The organism is Carnobacterium sp. (assembly GCF_040274945.1).
In the GTDB taxonomy this organism is placed as follows: Bacteria; Bacillota; Bacilli; order Lactobacillales; family Carnobacteriaceae; genus Carnobacterium_B.
Window position 1 is genome coordinate 407,658 of the sequence record NZ_JBEMAR010000001.1, and the last position, 19,007, is coordinate 426,664.

Genomic DNA, 19,007 nt, shown 5'->3' on the forward strand with positions numbered 1-19,007 from the left:
GACAAAAAGCTAAATCGTTATCCTTTAGCTTTTTTGTCGTATTCATTACTGTTTATAGCTGTGATTGGATTGAATCGCCATTCATAATAGGCTACCCTGTCTCCTCCAGTAAATAGACCTTCGCCTGTTTTTACAAACCCCAATTTTTTTAAAATATGTTGCGATTTTTTATGATACAAATAAGTTTTAGCCTTTATACTTTTGATGTTCTCAGTTAAAAGCCAGTCTAAAAAAGCTTGTGCTCCCTCTGTGGCATATCCATTTCCCGCATAGGCCTCTACTATACCGTAACCCAACTCTGCTTCACCCGTCAGTTCAGGATTGCCTTGTGCACTGACTTCTCCAATTATTTTTTGTTCAGATTTAAGGATCACTAAATGGGTCCATTTTTCTTTTATTTTGTCTTGTTTTACTGTTTCAAGCACATAAGGTAGATAAAAGAAAAATTCTACACCCGGCCATTCTTGTGCAACACTATAACCAGACATTTCTTGTAATTTATCATCCCCAATTAGTGTAGCTTCAATAAAGGATAATTGATAAGGTACGAGTAGTAAACGCTCCGTTTCTAAAATAGTCACCACTTAAAGCCTCTTTCCTACTAATTTTGTCTTTCACCAATGAACGTGTTTAATATGATTAGGTATGATATCTTTATTTTAAAATGTTTGCGCTTTTATAGCAAACCTTATTTCATTTTTTATATGTGTATTCAGAAATCAACTATTTTTATTTTCTTCCTTCTCGTGATAAACTATTAAGGTGTGTTTAATTTAGAAAAATGAATATAAGTGAGGCTTTAATATGAAAGTTATCGAAACAAGAGATGCGCAATTAATGGCAAAATTGGGCTATGTCATGCAAGAAAAACATAAAGAAATGTATCCTGATTTTTTCAAACCATACGATGAAGGAGCAATCTTACACTATTTTCAAGAACAATTTAAAAATCCAAAACAACAAGTATTTCTTTGGATGGATGATCAGCAAGAATCTGAACAAATTGCTGCTTATCTTTGGTTAGAAGAAGAAGCAGTAGCAGAAACGGTTTATCGCTATGGATACACTCGATTATACTTGCACCATGTCTTAATCATGCCTGCTTACCAAGGGAAAGGACTAAGCAAAGAACTTTTAGCATTTGCTGATAACTTTGCAAAAGAACGTGGCATCTCCCAACTGGAACTGCATTATTGGTCTGATAATGTAAGAGCAAAAAAAGTATACCAGCAATTGGGATATGAAGTTTACACTGAAGTAGCATACAAACAACTCTAACGTTATCTTCTGCACTTCTTACACACATAAAAAACGAAGCGGCAAGGATGAAAACATCCTTGCCGCTTCGTTTTTTTATCAAGCTAAATTTTTTAACAATTCTAGTACCATTTCAGCGGATTTCTTACCTGCATCAATAATAAATTCATCAAAACTCATTCCAGCTTCTTCATCTGCTACATCTGACATAGCTCTTACAATAACAAAGGGTTTGTCAAATTGGTAACAAACTTGTGCAATAGCTGCACCTTCCATTTCAGAAGCCAAAGCATCTGGAAAGTGGTGTTTGATATGATTCACAATTTTTTTATCTGCAACAAAAGAATCACTTGTCAGGATTAACCCTTGAACCATTTGCAAACCTACTTGTTTAGCTGCTTGGCTAGTTTGTTCAACAAGAGAGCGGTCTGCTTGATAACGAGCTGGCATTTGAGGAACTTGTCCAATAACGTAATCAAATACAGTTGCATCAACATCATGATAAGCCATTTCAGTTGAAATAACCACATCTCCTACAGACAGTCCTTCTCCAATTCCTCCAGCAGACCCCGTGTTGATAATGGCATCTACTTCGTGTTTAGACAGCAAGAGCGTTGCAGCAATGGCCGAATTAACTTTTCCAATACCAGATTGCACTAAAATGACTTCAACTTGCTCAATTTTTCCAGATACAAACGAAGCATTCGCTTCTACCCACTCTTGTTTATTGCTCATACTATTTTTTAATACAGTTACTTCTTCTTGCATAGCACCGATAATCCCAATTTTCATACTTTAAATTCCTCTCTAGACTAAATAATAAATACAATTGCCAATACAATAACTAGTAATATCGCTACCACTAAAATAATTTTATCTAGCTTACGCCCTCTGTCACGAACTTTTTCATTTTCATTCTTACGGCTCTTCGTAACGATGCCTTCCTTTTCTAATTGCTTTTGGTATTCTCGCTCAACTTTTTCGCGTTCTTTATCTCTTTTCTTTTGCTCTTTTTCTTTTAATTCATTTTCTTTTCTAATTTCTGCTCTAGTTTTTGGATCCATCTAGTAAACTCACCCTTTCTATTTCGTTGTGGCTAATTTAAGTTTCCAAGCAATGAGAGCATATACTGTTTTTGCATCGTAAATCAAGTGTTTCTCATAAGCTTCCCAAGCCTCATCAAACGTTAAGTAAACTAATTCAATAAATTCATCTTCATCTTGAGCAAGAGGATTTTCAACTTTCTTAAGTCCCTTAGCAGAATAAACATAAATCAGTTCATTTGCAAATCCTGGAGAAGTATAAAAAGAGGTTTCCATTTCAAATGATTCTGCTTGGTAACCTGTTTCTTCTTCTAATTCTCTTTTTCCTGTTTCCAAGGGATTTTCATCTGTTAAATCAATTTTCCCAGCGGGTATCTCTAAAAGGACTTGCTCAACAGCTTTTCGGTATTGCTTAACAAAAATCATTTTGTTATCGTCTGTGAATGCCATAATAGCTACTGCACCAGGATGTTTAACCAACTCTCTAGTAGCTGTTTCTCCATTAGGCAATTCAATAGTATCCACTACAAAATCAATCAAATTTCCATTATATACAGTCTCAGTAGAGAGTGTTTTCTCTTCAAATATCATTTTATTTCCTCCATAAAAAAATTTCTTATGCCTTATCATACCTTTCCTTTTCATTTTTTTCAATCAAGTCTACATTTTATGCTTTTTTATAAAGAAATTATAGACTGTCTACACGCTACTCCACTTCATTAGTTGTAGCAAGAAATCATTCTTAGGTCTGATAGGAGATTTAGTCTTATTTATGCTAAAATAAGACTAAGAAAATAAAACTTAAAAACAATTCAAAAAATAAATTATTGGAGTGAAAAATATGAAAAAAAATATCAAAAGTTTAGGTGACATTTTCTATTACACCTTGACCAGTTTATCAACCATTTTAATTTTCGTTGTTGTTTACGTTCTGTTCGATTTTGATTTATTCTTGTCCTTAATCATCAGTATGGCTATAGGAGCATTCTTTATTTATAAGCAATCCGTCAATGAGGATTCTAAGTCATCAAAAAAACTAAATCGTTTATCCCCTGAAAAGGAAGCTTTTTACAAATCTAAAGGAATGTCTAAAGAAGAAATTCAATTCTTTAGAGAAACCATGCATACAGCCAAGCTAAAATTATTAAGCTTAGAAAAAAACCTTCACAGTGTCTCAAAACTAGAAGCAATTGAAAAGCGCAACAATACGATTCAATTATCTAAATCTTTATTTAAAGGAATCACTGAAGAACCCAATCGTTTACACGAAGTAGATAAATTTTTATATGTCCACCTCCCTTCTTTAACCGATTTAACGGATAAATATCTGGAAATTAGTCAACATGAAGTGAAAAATAAATCAACCTTTGATATTCTTGACGAAAGTGCCTCTACAATAGATGAAATGTGTCAATTGATCGCTGAAGATTATGTTCTGTTTAAATCTGATGATTTTGAAGATATGGCCATAGAGGTAGAGCTTGCAAAGAAAGCAATTGAACGCGATAATGGTCATACACAATCAATAGAATCAGAAGAATTATAATCTTTAAGGAGATGGTAAGATGGATAAAAAAAATGAAGAACTAGAACAATCTTCTACGGTTAAAGAAGTCGACTCTGAATTAGAAAGTTTATTAGCTAATCCTTTCGGAGATGTATCTGAAAACGCACCTGTCTTACAGAAACAAGAACAAATTGAAAAAGAAATGGTTCAGACAGAACAAGTGCCACGCTTAATTGACAGCTTGCCAAAAGAACGCCAAGAACAAGCTCGCTCATTAGCTGAACAAATTGATGTTACCAATGCCCAATCTGTCATGATGTATGGTTCAGCTGCTCAACAAAAACTTGGAGAGTTTTCTCATTCCATGTTAAATCATGTTCAAAACCAAGATACTGGTGAAATTGGTGATACATTAAATGATTTAATGTATCGCTTGAATGAAGCTAATCCAGAAGATTTGCGTGCTGAAGACAGCAATATGTTTAAAAAAATATTTGGCCGTGTAAAAAAATCGATTTATGAAATGACTGCAAAATATCAAAAAATTGGTGCTCAAATTGATAAAATTTCCGTGAAATTGGATAAGGAAAAAGCCGGTTTATTAAATGATAATTTAATGTTAGAACAGCTTTATACTAAGAATAAAGATTATTTTGATGCCTTAAACATTTACATTGCTGCTGGAGAAGTAAAAATTGACGACTTGCTTAATAACCTTATTCCAGAAGCTGTAAAAAAAGCAGAAACGAGTACAAATCAAATGGATGTACAAACGGTCAATGATTTAAATCAGTTTTTAGACCGTTTAGAAAAAAGAACCCATGACTTGAAACTTGCGCGTCAAATGACTATTCAACAAGCCCCTCAGATTCGCTTGATCCAAAATACGAACCAAGCCTTAGCTGAAAAAATTCAATCATCTATCAATATGGCCATCCCTCTTTGGAAAAACCAAATTGCGATTGCTCTTACGTTACTTCGTCAAAAAGATGCTGTTACAGCTCAACGACAAGTATCCGAAACAACTAATGATTTAATGAAGAAGAATTCTGAAATGTTAAAAATCTCTTCTATTGAAACAGCCAAAGAAAACGAACGCGGCATCATCGATATTGAGACTTTGCAAAAAACTCAAAATGATTTAATTGAAACTCTACAAGAAACATTGCAAATTCAACAAGATGGACGAATCAAACGAAAAGAAGCAGAACGGGAATTATCCGTTATGGAAACCTCTTTACGTGATAAATTATTGGAACTGACAACTGATAACAATTAACTAATTGCATTTAGATAGTCAATTGATAGACTTCGATTGATTGTCTTAATGCTTTTTTTGTCTATCAATTACTGCGAAGAGCATATTATTTGATATGTGAACAAAAGGTGACTATACTAATAAGAGTAATAAAGAATAACATTTTTTGAAGGAGGAAAAGAACATGGGATTTATTTGGTCATTAATTGTAGGTGGAATTTTAGGAGCTATCGCAGGTATGATAGTTGGTAAAGATGTACCAGGCGGAATTATCGGAAACATTATTGTTGGTTTTATCGGATCATGGATCGGTAGTTCATTACTAAGCGACTTCGGACCTATCATTGGCGGTTTCGCGATTATTCCAGCACTAATTGGAGCTATTATTTTAATTTTTATCTTCTCACTTATTGTTGGAAGACGCAAAGGTTAAGAGAATTAATTAAAAAGCAGTCCAAGAAAGAAATTTCTTGGACTGCTTTTTTTGTATCTAGTGGTTGAATATCATAGGCTCTTTTTAATGTAGAATAACGCCATTTTAAACATCTTTATAAGTAACACCAATAAAATGTCCAACCGCACTCCTAAAGACCTTAAAACACACTAAATTTAATAAATAACTTCTTAATTTTATCTTTGCTAGGCATAAAAAAAGGCATGAATGAAATTCTTCATTCACACCCTATGGGCATAGCTATTTTTTTAGATTTATCTTCTTACTCTTCTTCTTGATCAAATTGACTATTGTAAAGATCTGCATAAAATCCATTTTGTTGCAATAAAACATCATGGTTGCCACTTTCTACTACATCTCCATCTTTCATCACAATAATCAAATCCGCATTCTTAATGGTTGATAGACGATGTGCAATAACGAAAGACGTTCTTCCATGCATTAAACTGTCCATTGCTCTTTGGATTATCAATTCAGTACGTGTATCAACAGAACTTGTTGCTTCATCCAAAATCAATAATGGTGCATCTGCGACCATTGCACGAGCAATCGTCATTAATTGTTTTTGACCAGCAGATAAACTTGTTGTATCATCTAAAATTGTATCGTAACCGTGTGGCAACGTTTGAATGAAATGATGTACTCCAACTGCTTTACAAGCATTTACTACTTCTTCATCTTTTATACCTTTTTTACTGTAGACAATATTTTCTCTAACCGTTCCTTCAAATAACCAAGTATCTTGTAGTACCATACAGAATTGTTCGTGTAAGGCCCCTCTAGTAACACTGGAAATCGGTGTTCCATCAATATAGATTTCTCCACTATTCACTTCATAGAAACGCATTAGCAAGTTTACTAATGTCGTCTTACCTGCCCCTGTTGGACCTACGATTGCAATTTTTTGTCCAGCTTTAGCCTCTAGAGAGAAATCATTAATGATTGGTCTGTCAGGATTGTATCCAAATTTCACATGGTCGAATGTAACATTTCCTTTAACAGTACCTAATGAAGTAGGTTTTCCAGTTTCAACTTCTAACTCTTCTTCTTCTAAGAAATTAAAGACACGTTCACTAGCTGCAGCTGCTGATTGTAAACTAGTAAAAGCTTGTGCAATTTGTGAAAGAGGTTGCGTAAAGAAACGAATATACATCATAAAGGCAACAATCACACCAAAAGTGATTTGATCATTAAACGCTAGATAAGCTCCGACTACACAGACCACTACATATCCAAAGTTCCCAATAAAGTTCATTAACGGCATCATTAGACCTGAAATGTATTGAGACTTCCAAGCACTATCAAATAATGTATCATTGATTTGATTAAATTCTTCAATCGCTGACTCTTCACCATTAAATGCTTTTACAATATTGTGACCTGTATATATTTCTTCAACATGACCGTTTAATTCACCTAAACTTTTCTGTTGTTGACTGAAATATTTTTGTGATTGTTTAATAATTGTGATCATTAAACCAAAACCGATAACGGTTGATAGGATGGCAGACAAAGCCATAGGAACATTTGTGTAAAACATCATAATCAATGAACCGATAAATAAGCTAATAGAGGTTACCAATTGACCTAAACTTTGGTTTAACGTTTGTCCAATTGTATCCACATCATTTGTTACACGGCTCAAGATGTCTCCATGGTTGTTGCTATCAAAATAGCGTAACGGTAAACGATTAATTTTTGTTGAAATATCGGTACGCAATTTTTTTGTAACGGTTTGAGTTACAGTAGCCATAATAAATCCTTGGAAATAAGATAAAATTGCACCAAGAACATACAATGTAACTAAAAATAGACCAATACTTTTTATTTTTTCTAAATCTATAGTACCTGTAATGCCTGCAGTGATGATATCTGTAATTTCACTAAGACGATCCGGGCCTATTAAATTAAATACTGTACCGAAAATAGCAAATACAAATGCTACTATAATGTATATCATATAAGGTTTACAATATTTTGCTAACTTGCCAATAGACTCTTTAAAATTATCAGGTTTCTTACCTACCATTGGTCCACTCATCGGTCCATTTTTTTGTTTACTCATCTGCTAATTCCTCCTTAGAAAGTTGAGAATAAGCGATGTCTTGATAGACTTCACACGTTTGCATCAATTCTTGATGTGTACCAATTCCAACAATTTTTCCTTCATCTAAAACAATAATTTTGTCTGCATCACGAATGGTACCAATACGTTGAGCGACAATTAATTTTGTTGTATCTTTTAATTCTTTGTTTAACGCTGCACGTAATACACGATCTGTTTTGTAGTCTAAAGCTGAAAATGAGTCATCAAAAACCAAAATCTCTGGCTTCCGTGAAATCGCACGTGAGATTGCTAAACGTTGACGCTGACCTCCTGATACGTTGCTTCCTGATTGAGAAATTGAGGCATCATATCCATCTTCCATTTTCTCAACAAAGTCGCTACTTTGAGCTATTTCAATAGCTTTTTTCATGTCGGCTTCAGTTACTTCGTGTCCAGCATCTCCATAACTCACATTTGAACGAACCGTACCACTGAATAAAAACGCTTTTTGTGGAACAAATCCAACTAAAGAATGCAGATATTTTTGTGTATATTCTTTGATATCCTGGCCGTTAACTTTAATTTGGCCATCTGTTACATCAAAGAAACGAGGGATCAAATTGACTAACGTACTTTTCCCACTACCGGTAGAACCAATAAAAGCAACTGTTTCACCTTTGTTTGCCGTAAAGGAAATATTTTCCAATATAGCTTCAGAAGCATCTGGATACTGAAAAGATACATTATCAAATACTACAGTACCTTTTTGATCTTGAGTAGACTGTGTCAATGTTCCATCCTTAATGGTTTCTTTTGTATTTAAAACTTCTAAAATACGTCCAGCTGATACTGCAGCACGAGGAACGATAATAAATACGATCGTTAACATCATAAATGAAATAACAACTTGAATAGCATAAGAAGAGAACACAACCATATCACTGAATATATCAACACGATCTAAAACACTTGCTTGACTAGTTAGTTGAACATCATTGATTAAGTAAGCACCGATCCAGTAAATAGATAAACTTAATCCACTCATGATCAATGTCATCCCTGGTCCCATAATCGCCATGATTCTATTGATAAATAAGTTTGTATTCATTAGTTTGTGATTTGCTGTTTCAAATTTTTCTTCTTCAAAATTTTCCGCATTGTATGCACGAATAACACGTAATCCGGTTAGATTTTCACGTGTAACTCGATTAAGGTTATCTGTTAAGTTTTGGATCACCTTAAATTTCGGTAAAGCGAATATAACTACAACACTTATGATAAGGAGCAATACAACTACAGCACCTGCTGTTGAAAGTGTCCACTCCCAAGACTTATCAACTATTTTTGAAATGGCCCATATAGCCATAATAGGAGCTTTGATTAACACTTGCATACCTAATGACATTGCCATTTGAATCTGGGTTACATCATTTGAAGAACGGGTGATCAAACTTGAAGTAGAAAAATGATTGATTTCTTCCATTGAAAATCCTTCAACCTTTGTAAATACTTCTGATCTTATCGTGCGAGAAAGACCAGCCGCTACTTTTGAAACAAAAAACACTGTTACAAAAGATGCGACTAAGCTACCTAGAGCACACAGCATCATATAGCCGCCATTTTCAAATATATCTTGCATTTTTGAACCCGGAATTTGAATAAGTTGCGTAATTTTAGACATATATTCTGGTAGTTCTAAATCCAAATAGACTTGAACAACTATAAAGATAACGCTAAATAAAATCATCATCCATTCTTTTCGTTTTAAATATTTTAATATTTTTAGCATAGTCGTTCTCCTTCGTTTCTTTAACTGAGTCTTACTCTATATCTTTCAACATATTTTGTTGCATCTTATGAATGGTCTTGAAAAACTGTTCAAGCTCTTCTTCAGTTAATCCTTCGATTAATAAATTTTCAATTCTCTGGTATTCTCTTGTTACTTCTTCAACCAAACTCTGACCTTTTTCTGATAATTGTAACTTTTTCACTCGTGCATCCGTTTCAATGGAAATCCGCTTAATTAATCCTTTATCTTCCATACTTTTCAACATTTTTGAAGTAGTAGAACGACGCATTGAAAATTTTTTTTCAATGTCTTTTTGGAATATGTCTTCGTCTTTAGCATTATTTAAAAAACCAATAATCATTCCATGCATCTTAGTAATATGATGATTATCGTCTTCTATTTTAAAAGATTCAACATTTCTGTGTATGAAATTTACCAATTTACGTATTTCCATTCCAATTGCCTTTTCATTACTTTCCTCATCAAAAAAAATTTTTTTCCACCTCACTCTTTTGGATAACTTTCTTAAAATTTATAGAATAATATAGTTAGCACGCTAACTATATTATCTTATTGCTAACTTAAAGTCAATAGAAAAGTCAGGTTTAATATTTTTCTACAAAAAAAGTACCAACAGATTAAAAATCTGTTGGTACTTCGATTAATTGAATTAAAATTAAAGTTTTACAACGTTTGCAGCTTGCGCTCCACGATTTCCTTCAACGATCTCAAATTCAACTGCTTGTCCTTCTTCTAATGATTTGAAGCCATCACCTGTAATTGCACTAAAGTGTACAAACACGTCGTCTCCACCTTCAACCTCAATAAAACCAAACCCTTTTTCTGCATTAAACCATTTTACTGTTCCTTTTTCCATAATTCACTGTACCTCCGCTTAGTCATTTTGCAATTGATTCTTTTTTGTGACTTATCGTCTTTAAAAAAATAAAATCGATCACAAAATTATTATAACTTAGGGTTTTTAGTTTTGCAAGGGTTTACTTTGCTTTAACAGCAACATTTTCATTTATGTTTTTTTAATCAATCGTAAGTTCCTTTAAAAATTTATGGTAATTTTCATTTTCATTTAGTGGGATTTGGGTATGATTATCTAGTTTATGAGTTAAAATGTCTTCTAATGAGATAGACACTTTATTTAAATACGTTGCATTTCCAATTAAGTCCATCCAGTAAATTCCATCTTCATCTTTGTGAACAACTGTTTGAACCATTCCCCCAGGGTTAGTCACTTGAATCTTTTCTTCAAATTGGCCATTTTTTAATAACACATACATTAAACTGCTCGCTGCCATTGCAGTACCGCAAGCATTTGTAAAACCTACTCCTCTTTCAAAAGTACGGACAAATAGGGATTGTTTATCCAATACTTCTACAAAGCTAACATTTACTCCGTCAGGAAAATAAGGGTTTTTACCATTTAAATAGGTTGCAAGCTCCTCAAATTGTGAACTGTATACTGTTTCATGATCAACAAAACTGATTAAATGAGGATTTGGCACTGCAACCGCAGAAAATCGCAAATTAGTAGCTAGTTCTGGTAATTCTTGATCAATAAACTTTTCTGATGACCAATTGAATGGCAAATCATCTACATTAAAAGATACTGGAGAAATCTCTACTTGAAAAGTTTGAATATCTTTTCCTAATTCTTCTGCTTTTTTTACGTGTAGATCAGCATGCATTGTTTCAACAACAAACTCATTTTTTTTATTTTTTTCAGAAAGATAACGCGCAACCGTTCTTAATCCATTGCCACACATACTAGCTTCACTACCATCATAATTGATTACTCTCATACGTCCGTCTGATTCTTCATGATTCGTTGTTCCTACTAAAAGAACTCCGTCAGCTCCCTTTAGAAGCCCTGTGTTGCGATCCGTAATGATTTGAGTCAGAGATACAAGTTCATCTTGTGTCACTGTTCTTTCGAGCAATGTTTCATCTAAAATAAAAAATTCGTTTTCTGATCCATGAACTTTAATTAAGTCTACTTGCATAATGATTGTACCTCCTTTTTTCCTTACCATATTTTACCATTTCATTTACAGATTACAATAAAAAATATAAAGTATCAAAATAAGGGAGTGAGACGTTTGTCTCACTCCCTTATTTTATAACAGGTTTATTCTTCTTCAGCTTCAGGTACTAAAGCTTCTGGAAAATGTTCTTCAACGATTGCTGCACAACGAGCACAAAGAGTTGGTGCATTTTCATCAGAACCTACATCTTCTTTGATAGCGCGACATCTTTCGCAAGTTTCTCCATGAGCGTGTTCTACTACAACCGCTACAGACTCTGAATGAACCGCATGACTAGGTGCATCTTCAATCGACTCTGCTATTTCTAAATTAGAAACAATTAATAATTGTGCTAAATTACTATTTAACGAAACAAACAAGTCTTTTGTTTGTTCTGTAGGGTAAAGAGTTACTTTTGCTTCAAAAGATTTTCCAATGATTTTTTCATTACGTGCTTCTTCAAGAGCTTTTTGAACCACATCGCGAATATCCATGAAAGCATCCCACATGTCTAATAGTTCAGCTTCATTTTCATAACGATCGATAGCTGGCATATCCGTTAATTGAACGAACTCATCAGTTTCACTTAAGAATGACCAAATTTCTTCAGCAGTATGTGGAAGAATTGGTGTTAATAGTTTTGTAATTTTTACTAATACTTCATAGAACACTGTTTGCATAGCACGGCGTTCATAAGCATCCTCAGCTTCAATATAAACAACATCTTTAGCGAAATCTAAATAGAATTGAGACAAGTCAACTGTACAGAAGTTATTAATTAATTGATAGATAGAAGAAAATTCATAGTTATCATAATGCCCTTCTGCTTTTTCTACCAATTGATTTAAACGAATCATTAGGTATTTGTCTACAGATCTTAAATCATTAAACTCTACTTTGTTTGTTGAAGGATTGTAGTCAGCGGTATTAGCCAATAAGAAACGCATAGTATTACGAATTTTGCGGTAAACTTCAGAAACTTGTTTTAAGATTTCATCACTCACACGCACATCTGCTTGTGTATCTACACTTGAAACCCATAGACGCACAATGTCGGCTCCCATTTGCTTAATAACTTTACTTGGTGCAATTGTATTTCCAAGAGATTTGCTCATCTTGCGGCCATCCCCATCTAAAACCATTCCTTGAGAGAGAACTGTTTTATAAGGTGCTACTCCATTGATGGCTACACTGGTCGTAATGCTTGAATTAAACCAACCACGGTATTGATCTGAACCTTCAAGATACATATCAGCTGGAAAAGTTAAGTTTTCTCTAGCTCTTAGTACAGCTTCATGAGATGAACCAGAATCAAACCATACATCCATGATGTCTGTTTCTTTTGTAAATTGATTATTTGGACTTGAGGGATGAGTGAATCCTTCTGGTAATAACTCTTTAGCTTCGCGTTCAAACCAAATATTTGAACCAAACTCTCCAAATAAACCTGCTACGTGTTCAATTGTTTCCGGTATTATAATAGCTTCGCCATTTTCACCATAGAAGATTGGTAAAGGAACTCCCCAAGCACGTTGACGTGAAATAACCCAATCGCCTCGATCGCGGACCATATTATACAAACGTTGCATACCCCATTTTTGAACCCATTCAACGCCTTCAACGGCTTCTAAAATGTCTCCACGGAATTGATCAATAGAAGCAAACCATTGAGGTGTTGCACGGAAAATAACCGGTTTTTTAGTTCTCCAGTCATGTGGGTAACTATGAGTAAAGAAGTTTAATTTCAATAGTGCTCCTTCTTTTTCCAACCACTCAGTAATGACTTTATTTCCATCATTATAAAAAATACCTTCTAAACCTGGAGCTTCATCTGTAAAACAACCCTTATCATCAACTGGTGATAAAACACTTAATTTGTATTTTTGTCCTACAATAAAGTCATCATCTCCATGACCTGGAGCTGTATGAACAAGACCAGTACCGGCTTCAAGAGTTACATGGTCTCCTAAAATCAAAAGAGAAGTACGGTCATACATTGGGTGTTGAGCCGTCATGAACTCCAAGTCTTTACCTTTTAATTCTTTAATCGTTTCAACTTGATTCCAACCAATTTCTTCTGCGACAGCATCAATCAAGTCTTTTGCTAAAACATATTTCTTACCGTCTGCAACTACAACAGAATAATCATATTCTGGATGAACAGTAATAGCAAGATTTGATGGGATAGTCCATGGTGTAGTTGTCCAAATAACAAATGAAGTATCTTCATCGATCAGACCTTTTCCATCAACAACTTTAAAACCTACATAAATACTTGCTGATTTAACGTCTTTGTATTCAATTTCAGCTTCTGCAAGTGCAGATTCACTAGATGGAGACCAATAAATAGGTTTTAAGCCTTTATAGATATAACCCTTTTCGGCCATTTTCCCAAACACGCGAATTTGAGCTTCTTCATATTCTTTCGTTAATGTTACGTATGGATGATCCCATTCTCCCGCTACACCTAAACGTTTAAAATCTTCTTTTTGTTTATTTACTTGCTCCCAAGCATACTCTTCACATAACTTACGGAATTCTGCAAGGCTCATTTCTTTACGCTTAACACCTTTATTTGTTAAGGCTTGTTCAATTGGCAGACCATGAGTGTCCCAACCTGGAACGTAAGGAGATCTGAATCCAGACATTGATTTGTAACGTACAATGATATCTTTACTGATTTTATTCAAAGCGTGTCCAATATGGATGTTTCCATTTGCATACGGTGGCCCATCATGTAAAACGAATGTTGGTTTGCCTTCATTGATTTTTTGTCTTTGTCCATAAATATCCAATTCTTCCCAGTTTTTTTGCCATTCTAGCTCACGAACTGGTAAATTTCCACGCATGGGAAATTTTGTTTTTCCTAATTGTAATGTTTCTTTCATTTTCATTAAGATCTACCCCTTATTTGTTCTATTTTATTTCCTTAATTCCAAAATGACATGCTCATCATACAACTGAGATTTATCAATTGCAACTAATCTTATCAATAAAAAAAAGACTTCATCCCTAGAGGGACGAAATCTTCGTGGTACCACCCAAATTTAGAAGGAAAAAATTTGGAACTTTCTCCTTCTCTTAAGTAATTGTATAACGTCAATTAACCGGTTAATTTTACTCAAGTTCAAATTAACACTCATGGAGGATCTGACAACTAGAAGGGACTGTTAGGCTTTCACTATCTCTAACTCGCTTACTTTAGTGTTCTAGTGTTTTTCTGTTCCATTCACTGCTTTTACTTATTTAGGCAATTCAATAGCTGGCAAAGTGCCTTCTAATGAAGGTTGTTCTTGTATATTATTATTTTCTATTTCATTGGTGCTAACTACTGTCAGTCTCTCAGAATTATTCTCTTCAATTGTTTCATCGTTCGATTCAACATCAGAACTCACAACTTCTTCTGGTTGATTAACACTTGCTAAAATTTCTTTTAATGTAGGAATGTTGAGTGTTTCTTCTTCAGCAGGTCGTAACAAATCATCCCATTCTGAATTCTTAACCATTTCTAGTTGAGATTCTATCATAATTTGCAGACGTTGTTTAAAGACTCTACTTTGTTTTTTCAATTCATCTGTTTCAGTAGTAATTTTTCTAGCTTTAGAAACTGCCTCATCCAACAAACGATCCGCATTTTTTTCAGCTTCTAAACGAATAATATTTGCTTCTTTAGCCGCATTTTCTTTTAATCTATCTGCTGCATCTTGAGCAACAATAATCGATTTATTTAGAGCGTCTTGAAGATTGTTGAAATGCCCAACCTTTTCTTCAGAAAATTGCAAGTTTTTTTCTAATTCACGTTTTTCTTTTAAAACCATTTCGTAGTCCTTAATGATTTGATCTAAATAATCATTTACTTGATCTTGATCGTAGCCTCGCATCTTGACAGGGAACTCTTTGTTATGTATATCTAAGGGAGTCAACACCATATAAGACACCTCCATTTTTTTAATTTTTACGTGCTTTAGTACTAAATTATCATAAACTAACTTACAAGTAAATGAGTTAACCGTTATTTATATAATACACCTAACTGCAAACGCCATTTATCTTTTTTAGTTTTGCCTTCAATTTCTTGAACTTGTAACCGTCCATATCCTCTAACTGAAACAATATCTAACAACCCAATTTCAAAATCTGGTCGAGTTGATTCAACCCAATTCAACTTCACTTTTCCTGATTCGATCATCTGTTTAGCACGTTGTCTAGACATCTTAAAAACGCTGGAAACCAACGTATCCAAACGCATGGATGAAACTGTTTGACTTTCAATCGTCCAATTATCTATAGGAACTAAAATGTCGGTATAGTCTCTTTCTTCCATACGGACTGCAACTTTCCCAATACTGATAACTTGCTGTTCCACATAACTTTTCGTTGTATTTTCAACAAATACTTGCCAACGTGTACCATCCGAAATGATATCTCCGAAATAATCTCTTTTTAGCCCAGTTGACAGCAGAGTTCCTAATACTTTTCCATGTGACAACGATGCAAATTTTATAGGGTAACGGATTTCACAAATCGTTATTCCAAAATCATCCTGCTTCGGAGTGAAATATGAAGGGCAAATGAAAGCTCTCACCCTCTCTGCTGCTTCATATCCTCCAAAAGAATGAATAGTAATCTCGCTATTTTTCCCAACGATTGTTTTTACGATATGCAATTGACGGGGATCTAAAAAATTTGTCAAATAAGGAGTATATTGGTCTTCAACGTTTCTTATCCAACCAATAACTATATCAATAAAGGATTGCTCTTCTTTTCTAAAATGTTGATAGACATTTTCAATCATTAGAAAATACCTCCTTCAATTAATACAAAATCCTCATGATTAGCTGAAAGAGTGAAAACAATCCGCTTTTAGCTAAATTTAAAACAATTAAAGCAACAATTCCTGAAAAACTAATCATACCAATTGGTGGGATAAACCGTCTAAAGAAGTTTAAGTACGGCTCACAAATGGATGACAATATGCGCCCAAATTTTGATTGATAAGCTCCTGGAAACCAAGACATTAAGATATATACGATAATCAGAGTAGAGTAGATATCTAAGGCTCTAGAAAGTACCGTGTAGAGTAAAGACATAAAATAAGCCACTATTGATTTTTCCTCTTTTCTTTAATAAAAATCTTTTTCTTGCATAACATCTGATAATGCACCATCAATTTCAACATTCTTAGGTGTACACAAGAAAATTTCTTCACCAATGCGTTGAATATCTCCGCTTATAGCGTAGATTGTTCCAGTTAAAAAATCAACGATTCTTTTAGCTTGATCTTCTTCAATACGCGTGAAATTTAAGATGACAGATTGATTGCTAAGCAGTAAATCTGCAATCTCTTGAACTTCAGAATAAACTCTAGGTTCAAATACAACAATTTTAGATTGGTAAGGATTCTCTGGATTTTTCATTGCAACAACTTTATTTGTTGTTGCTGGTTCGCGACGTGTATTGAAAGCTCGTTGATTTTTCAATTCTCGCTTAGCTTCATTTTTTTCTGCTTTTGATGATCCACTTTCTTGATTGTCAGATGCAGTTTCTAATTCGAATTCTTCTTCATCATTTAAACCAAAAAATTGAGACAAATTAGTTAACATACTCATTTAAAGTCCTCCTTTTTAAATCAATTCCTTCTTTACTGAAATTGATTCTTATTCAAAAAAAGACGTTCCGATTCGAATAAAAGTTGCTCCTTCTTCAGCAGCAATAGTATAATCTTTGCTCATTCCCATACTAAGTTCTGTACACGGTGCGTGAGAGAGAGCTTTTTCTTGAATCGTCTGTTGTAAGTCCCTCAATTGGGCAAAAGCCGTACGAACAATTGTCTCCTCAGCATTTAAAGGCGCCATAGTCATTAAACCAACTACTCTTATCTTTGAATACTGTGAAAGGCTATCAATAAATTCAGTAAGATTATCCGGGCTTACACCGCTTTTGGAAGCTTCACCCGTCACATTTACTTGAACAAAACAAGAAATAGTTTTGTTCGACCTTTTTTCAATTTCTTCAGCTAATGCCAAACGATCCAAAGCATGAAAGTAATCAATTTTATTGATTACTTTCTTTACTTTTCTTGTTTGTAGATTTCCAATATAATGCCAGACCAATTGAGGTTCATTTAGTTCTTCCAGTTTTGCTTCCAAACCTTCAGGACGATTTTCTGCCAGATGCGTATAGCCTTCTTCAATCACAGTAATAGCCTGCTCACTAGAAACACTTTTAGTTACTGCAACAATTTGCACACTAGAACGTTCTCGATTGACTTTTTTTAATGACAAACCTAACTTACGTTCAATTTCTTGACAATTTTCTTTAACAGAACTCATTTTTATTTACGGCGTCTTCTAAAGAATGGAGGTGTATCAAGATTATCTTCTTCTTGATGACTCTCTTGTTCTTGCTTTTCTTCTCGTTTAAAAATGTCAAAGTCAGGTTTTTCATTTTGTTGATTTAACTCATTCGATTGAGATTTAGCTCTTTGATCACGTAAACTAGGTTCGCGACGAATGTCCCAATCGCCAAAAGGATCTTTTGTTTGATCAGATTGTACAGCTGAAGTTTCAGGTACAATTCTTTGAGTAGAACTGTTTCGATTTCTTTCACTTGTTTGTGGTTTTACTTCTTTTGCTTTAGTTGTATCGATACCTGTTGCAATAACCGTTACAATAACGTCATCACCTAAGTTTTCATTAATAGAAGTACCAAATATAATATTTACTTCTGTAGTAGACGCTGCAGAAACGATATCTGATGCATCTTGTGCTTCGAATAATGTTAAGTCAGATCCACCTGTAATATTTAACAATACAGACTCTGCGCCATCAATTGAAACTTCTAGCAATGGAGATGAAATAGCTTTTTTAGTAGCTTCGACTGTACGATTTTCACCACTTGCCATACCAATACCCATTAATGCTGATCCTTGATTTTCCATAACTGTTTTCACATCAGCAAAATCTAAGTTTACATATCCAGGTGCAGTGATTAAATCTGAAATTCCTTGAACACCTTGGCGTAAAACATTATCGGCTTCATGGAAGGCTTCAAGCATTGGTGTCTTTTTATCAACAATTTCTAATAAACGGTTATTTGAAATGATGACAAGCGTATCCACGTGTTCTTTCATTTGTGCTACACCTTCAGCAGCAAAGCGTCCACGTTTAGGTCCTTCAAAAGTAAAGGGTCTAGTGATTACTCCAACCGTTAAAGCGCCTTGTTCTTTAGCAATACGAGCTACGATAGGTGCAGCACCAGTACCTGTTCCGCCACCCATACCAGCGGTTACGAAAATCATATCGGCTCCACGTAATGATTCAGCAATTTGTTCTTCACTTTCTTCTGCTGCTTTACGACCAATTTCAGGATTTGCTCCTGCTCCTAGACCACGTGTTAATTTTGGCCCAAGTTGGATTTTTACTTCGGCATTTGAACCTGCTAAAGCTTGTAAATCAGTATTTGCTACGATAAATTCTACACCTTGTACATTTTCATCAATCATTCGGTTAACAGCATTGTTTCCAGCTCCACCAACACCAATTACTTTAATTATCGCTCCATTAGCTGGATTTGTGTCAAATTCTAAGTCCATTCCATTTCCTCCTACTACA

20 protein-coding genes are annotated in these 19,007 nt (G+C 34.3%); 4 read left to right on the top strand and 16 right to left on the bottom strand.

What is annotated here, in order from left to right; genetic code table 11:
- Nucleotides 1–17 precede the first annotated feature (17 nt).
- A complete protein-coding gene (locus ABS916_RS01930) occupies nucleotides 18–581 on the bottom strand; it encodes a GNAT family N-acetyltransferase (RefSeq protein ID WP_350450292.1) in 564 nt (187 codons plus the stop codon).
- A gap of 223 nt (nucleotides 582–804) precedes the next feature.
- Between ABS916_RS01930 and ABS916_RS01935 the strand changes: the two genes are divergently transcribed.
- The gene (locus tag ABS916_RS01935; protein WP_350450293.1) at nucleotides 805–1,278 is read left to right on the top strand and encodes a GNAT family N-acetyltransferase; all 474 of its coding nucleotides are present in this window, start codon (nucleotides 805–807) and stop codon (nucleotides 1,276–1,278) included.
- A 78-nt stretch (nucleotides 1,279–1,356) separates the two neighbouring features.
- Here the strand turns inward: ABS916_RS01935 and ABS916_RS01940 are convergent, their stop codons facing one another.
- The 3 genes from ABS916_RS01940 to ABS916_RS01950 are packed head-to-tail and all read right to left on the bottom strand — an operon-like array spanning nucleotide 1,357 to nucleotide 2,891.
- Complete coding sequence (locus tag ABS916_RS01940; RefSeq protein WP_350450294.1) at nucleotides 1,357–2,049, bottom strand: 5'-methylthioadenosine/adenosylhomocysteine nucleosidase; 693 nt, start codon at nucleotides 2,047–2,049, stop codon at nucleotides 1,357–1,359.
- Between the two features lie 20 nt (nucleotides 2,050–2,069).
- Nucleotides 2,070–2,321 carry a cell wall synthase accessory phosphoprotein MacP gene (gene macP / locus ABS916_RS01945; RefSeq protein ID WP_350450295.1) on the bottom strand — a complete coding sequence of 84 codons (252 nt, stop codon included), beginning with the start codon at nucleotides 2,319–2,321 and terminating at the stop codon, nucleotides 2,070–2,072.
- 18 nt (nucleotides 2,322–2,339) lie between these two features.
- Complete coding sequence (locus ABS916_RS01950; RefSeq protein WP_350450296.1) at nucleotides 2,340–2,891, bottom strand: NUDIX hydrolase; 552 nt, start codon at nucleotides 2,889–2,891, stop codon at nucleotides 2,340–2,342.
- Between the two features lie 250 nt (nucleotides 2,892–3,141).
- Between ABS916_RS01950 and ABS916_RS01955 the strand changes: the two genes are divergently transcribed.
- From ABS916_RS01955 to ABS916_RS01965, 3 genes are all read left to right on the top strand, one after another.
- Complete coding sequence (locus ABS916_RS01955) at nucleotides 3,142–3,846, top strand: 5-bromo-4-chloroindolyl phosphate hydrolysis family protein (protein WP_350450297.1); 705 nt, start codon at nucleotides 3,142–3,144, stop codon at nucleotides 3,844–3,846.
- Between the two features lie 19 nt (nucleotides 3,847–3,865).
- Nucleotides 3,866–5,086: a toxic anion resistance protein gene (locus ABS916_RS01960; RefSeq protein WP_350450298.1), complete on the top strand. Its 1,221-nt coding sequence runs from the start codon at nucleotides 3,866–3,868 to the stop codon at nucleotides 5,084–5,086.
- 163 nt (nucleotides 5,087–5,249) lie between these two features.
- Nucleotides 5,250–5,498: a GlsB/YeaQ/YmgE family stress response membrane protein gene (locus ABS916_RS01965; protein WP_007724863.1), complete on the top strand. Its 249-nt coding sequence runs from the start codon at nucleotides 5,250–5,252 to the stop codon at nucleotides 5,496–5,498.
- Nucleotides 5,499–5,781: 283 nt separating this feature from the next.
- On the opposite strand, the gene ABS916_RS01970 is transcribed toward ABS916_RS01965, so the two are convergent.
- From ABS916_RS01970 to ftsZ, 12 genes are all read right to left on the bottom strand, one after another.
- Nucleotides 5,782–7,548 (bottom strand): ABC transporter ATP-binding protein, encoded by a 1,767-nt coding sequence (locus ABS916_RS01970; RefSeq protein WP_502880573.1) that lies wholly within the window; start codon nucleotides 7,546–7,548, stop codon nucleotides 5,782–5,784.
- A 28-nt stretch (nucleotides 7,549–7,576) separates the two neighbouring features.
- A complete protein-coding gene (locus ABS916_RS01975; RefSeq protein WP_350450299.1) occupies nucleotides 7,577–9,355 on the bottom strand; it encodes an ABC transporter ATP-binding protein in 1,779 nt (592 codons plus the stop codon).
- Between the two features lie 31 nt (nucleotides 9,356–9,386).
- Nucleotides 9,387–9,809, bottom strand: a complete 423-nt coding sequence (locus tag ABS916_RS01980; protein ID WP_350450300.1) for a MarR family winged helix-turn-helix transcriptional regulator — start codon at nucleotides 9,807–9,809, stop codon at nucleotides 9,387–9,389.
- 222 nt (nucleotides 9,810–10,031) lie between these two features.
- Entirely contained in the window at nucleotides 10,032–10,232 is a 201-nt protein-coding gene (cspD, locus tag ABS916_RS01985; protein ID WP_035022210.1) for a cold-shock protein CspD, read from the bottom strand.
- A 160-nt stretch (nucleotides 10,233–10,392) separates the two neighbouring features.
- Nucleotides 10,393–11,373 carry a diaminopimelate epimerase gene (gene dapF / locus ABS916_RS01990; protein WP_350450301.1) on the bottom strand — a complete coding sequence of 327 codons (981 nt, stop codon included), beginning with the start codon at nucleotides 11,371–11,373 and terminating at the stop codon, nucleotides 10,393–10,395.
- Nucleotides 11,374–11,498: 125 nt separating this feature from the next.
- Complete coding sequence (gene ileS, locus ABS916_RS01995; protein WP_350450302.1) at nucleotides 11,499–14,288, bottom strand: isoleucine--tRNA ligase; 2,790 nt, start codon at nucleotides 14,286–14,288, stop codon at nucleotides 11,499–11,501.
- Between the two features lie 348 nt (nucleotides 14,289–14,636).
- The gene (locus ABS916_RS02000) at nucleotides 14,637–15,323 is read right to left on the bottom strand and encodes a DivIVA domain-containing protein (protein ID WP_350450303.1); all 687 of its coding nucleotides are present in this window, start codon (nucleotides 15,321–15,323) and stop codon (nucleotides 14,637–14,639) included.
- Between the two features lie 83 nt (nucleotides 15,324–15,406).
- Nucleotides 15,407–16,189 carry a YlmH family RNA-binding protein gene (locus ABS916_RS02005; protein ID WP_350450304.1) on the bottom strand — a complete coding sequence of 261 codons (783 nt, stop codon included), beginning with the start codon at nucleotides 16,187–16,189 and terminating at the stop codon, nucleotides 15,407–15,409.
- 19 nt (nucleotides 16,190–16,208) lie between these two features.
- Nucleotides 16,209–16,496 (bottom strand): YggT family protein, encoded by a 288-nt coding sequence (locus tag ABS916_RS02010; protein WP_502880571.1) that lies wholly within the window; start codon nucleotides 16,494–16,496, stop codon nucleotides 16,209–16,211.
- Between the two features lie 21 nt (nucleotides 16,497–16,517).
- The gene (locus ABS916_RS02015; RefSeq protein ID WP_350450305.1) at nucleotides 16,518–17,003 is read right to left on the bottom strand and encodes a cell division protein SepF; all 486 of its coding nucleotides are present in this window, start codon (nucleotides 17,001–17,003) and stop codon (nucleotides 16,518–16,520) included.
- Between the two features lie 48 nt (nucleotides 17,004–17,051).
- Nucleotides 17,052–17,726, bottom strand: a complete 675-nt coding sequence (locus ABS916_RS02020; RefSeq protein WP_350450306.1) for a YggS family pyridoxal phosphate-dependent enzyme — start codon at nucleotides 17,724–17,726, stop codon at nucleotides 17,052–17,054.
- Between the two features lie 2 nt (nucleotides 17,727–17,728).
- A complete protein-coding gene (ftsZ, locus tag ABS916_RS02025) occupies nucleotides 17,729–18,988 on the bottom strand; it encodes a cell division protein FtsZ (RefSeq protein WP_350450307.1) in 1,260 nt (419 codons plus the stop codon).
- Between the last annotated feature and the right edge of the window lie 19 nt (nucleotides 18,989–19,007).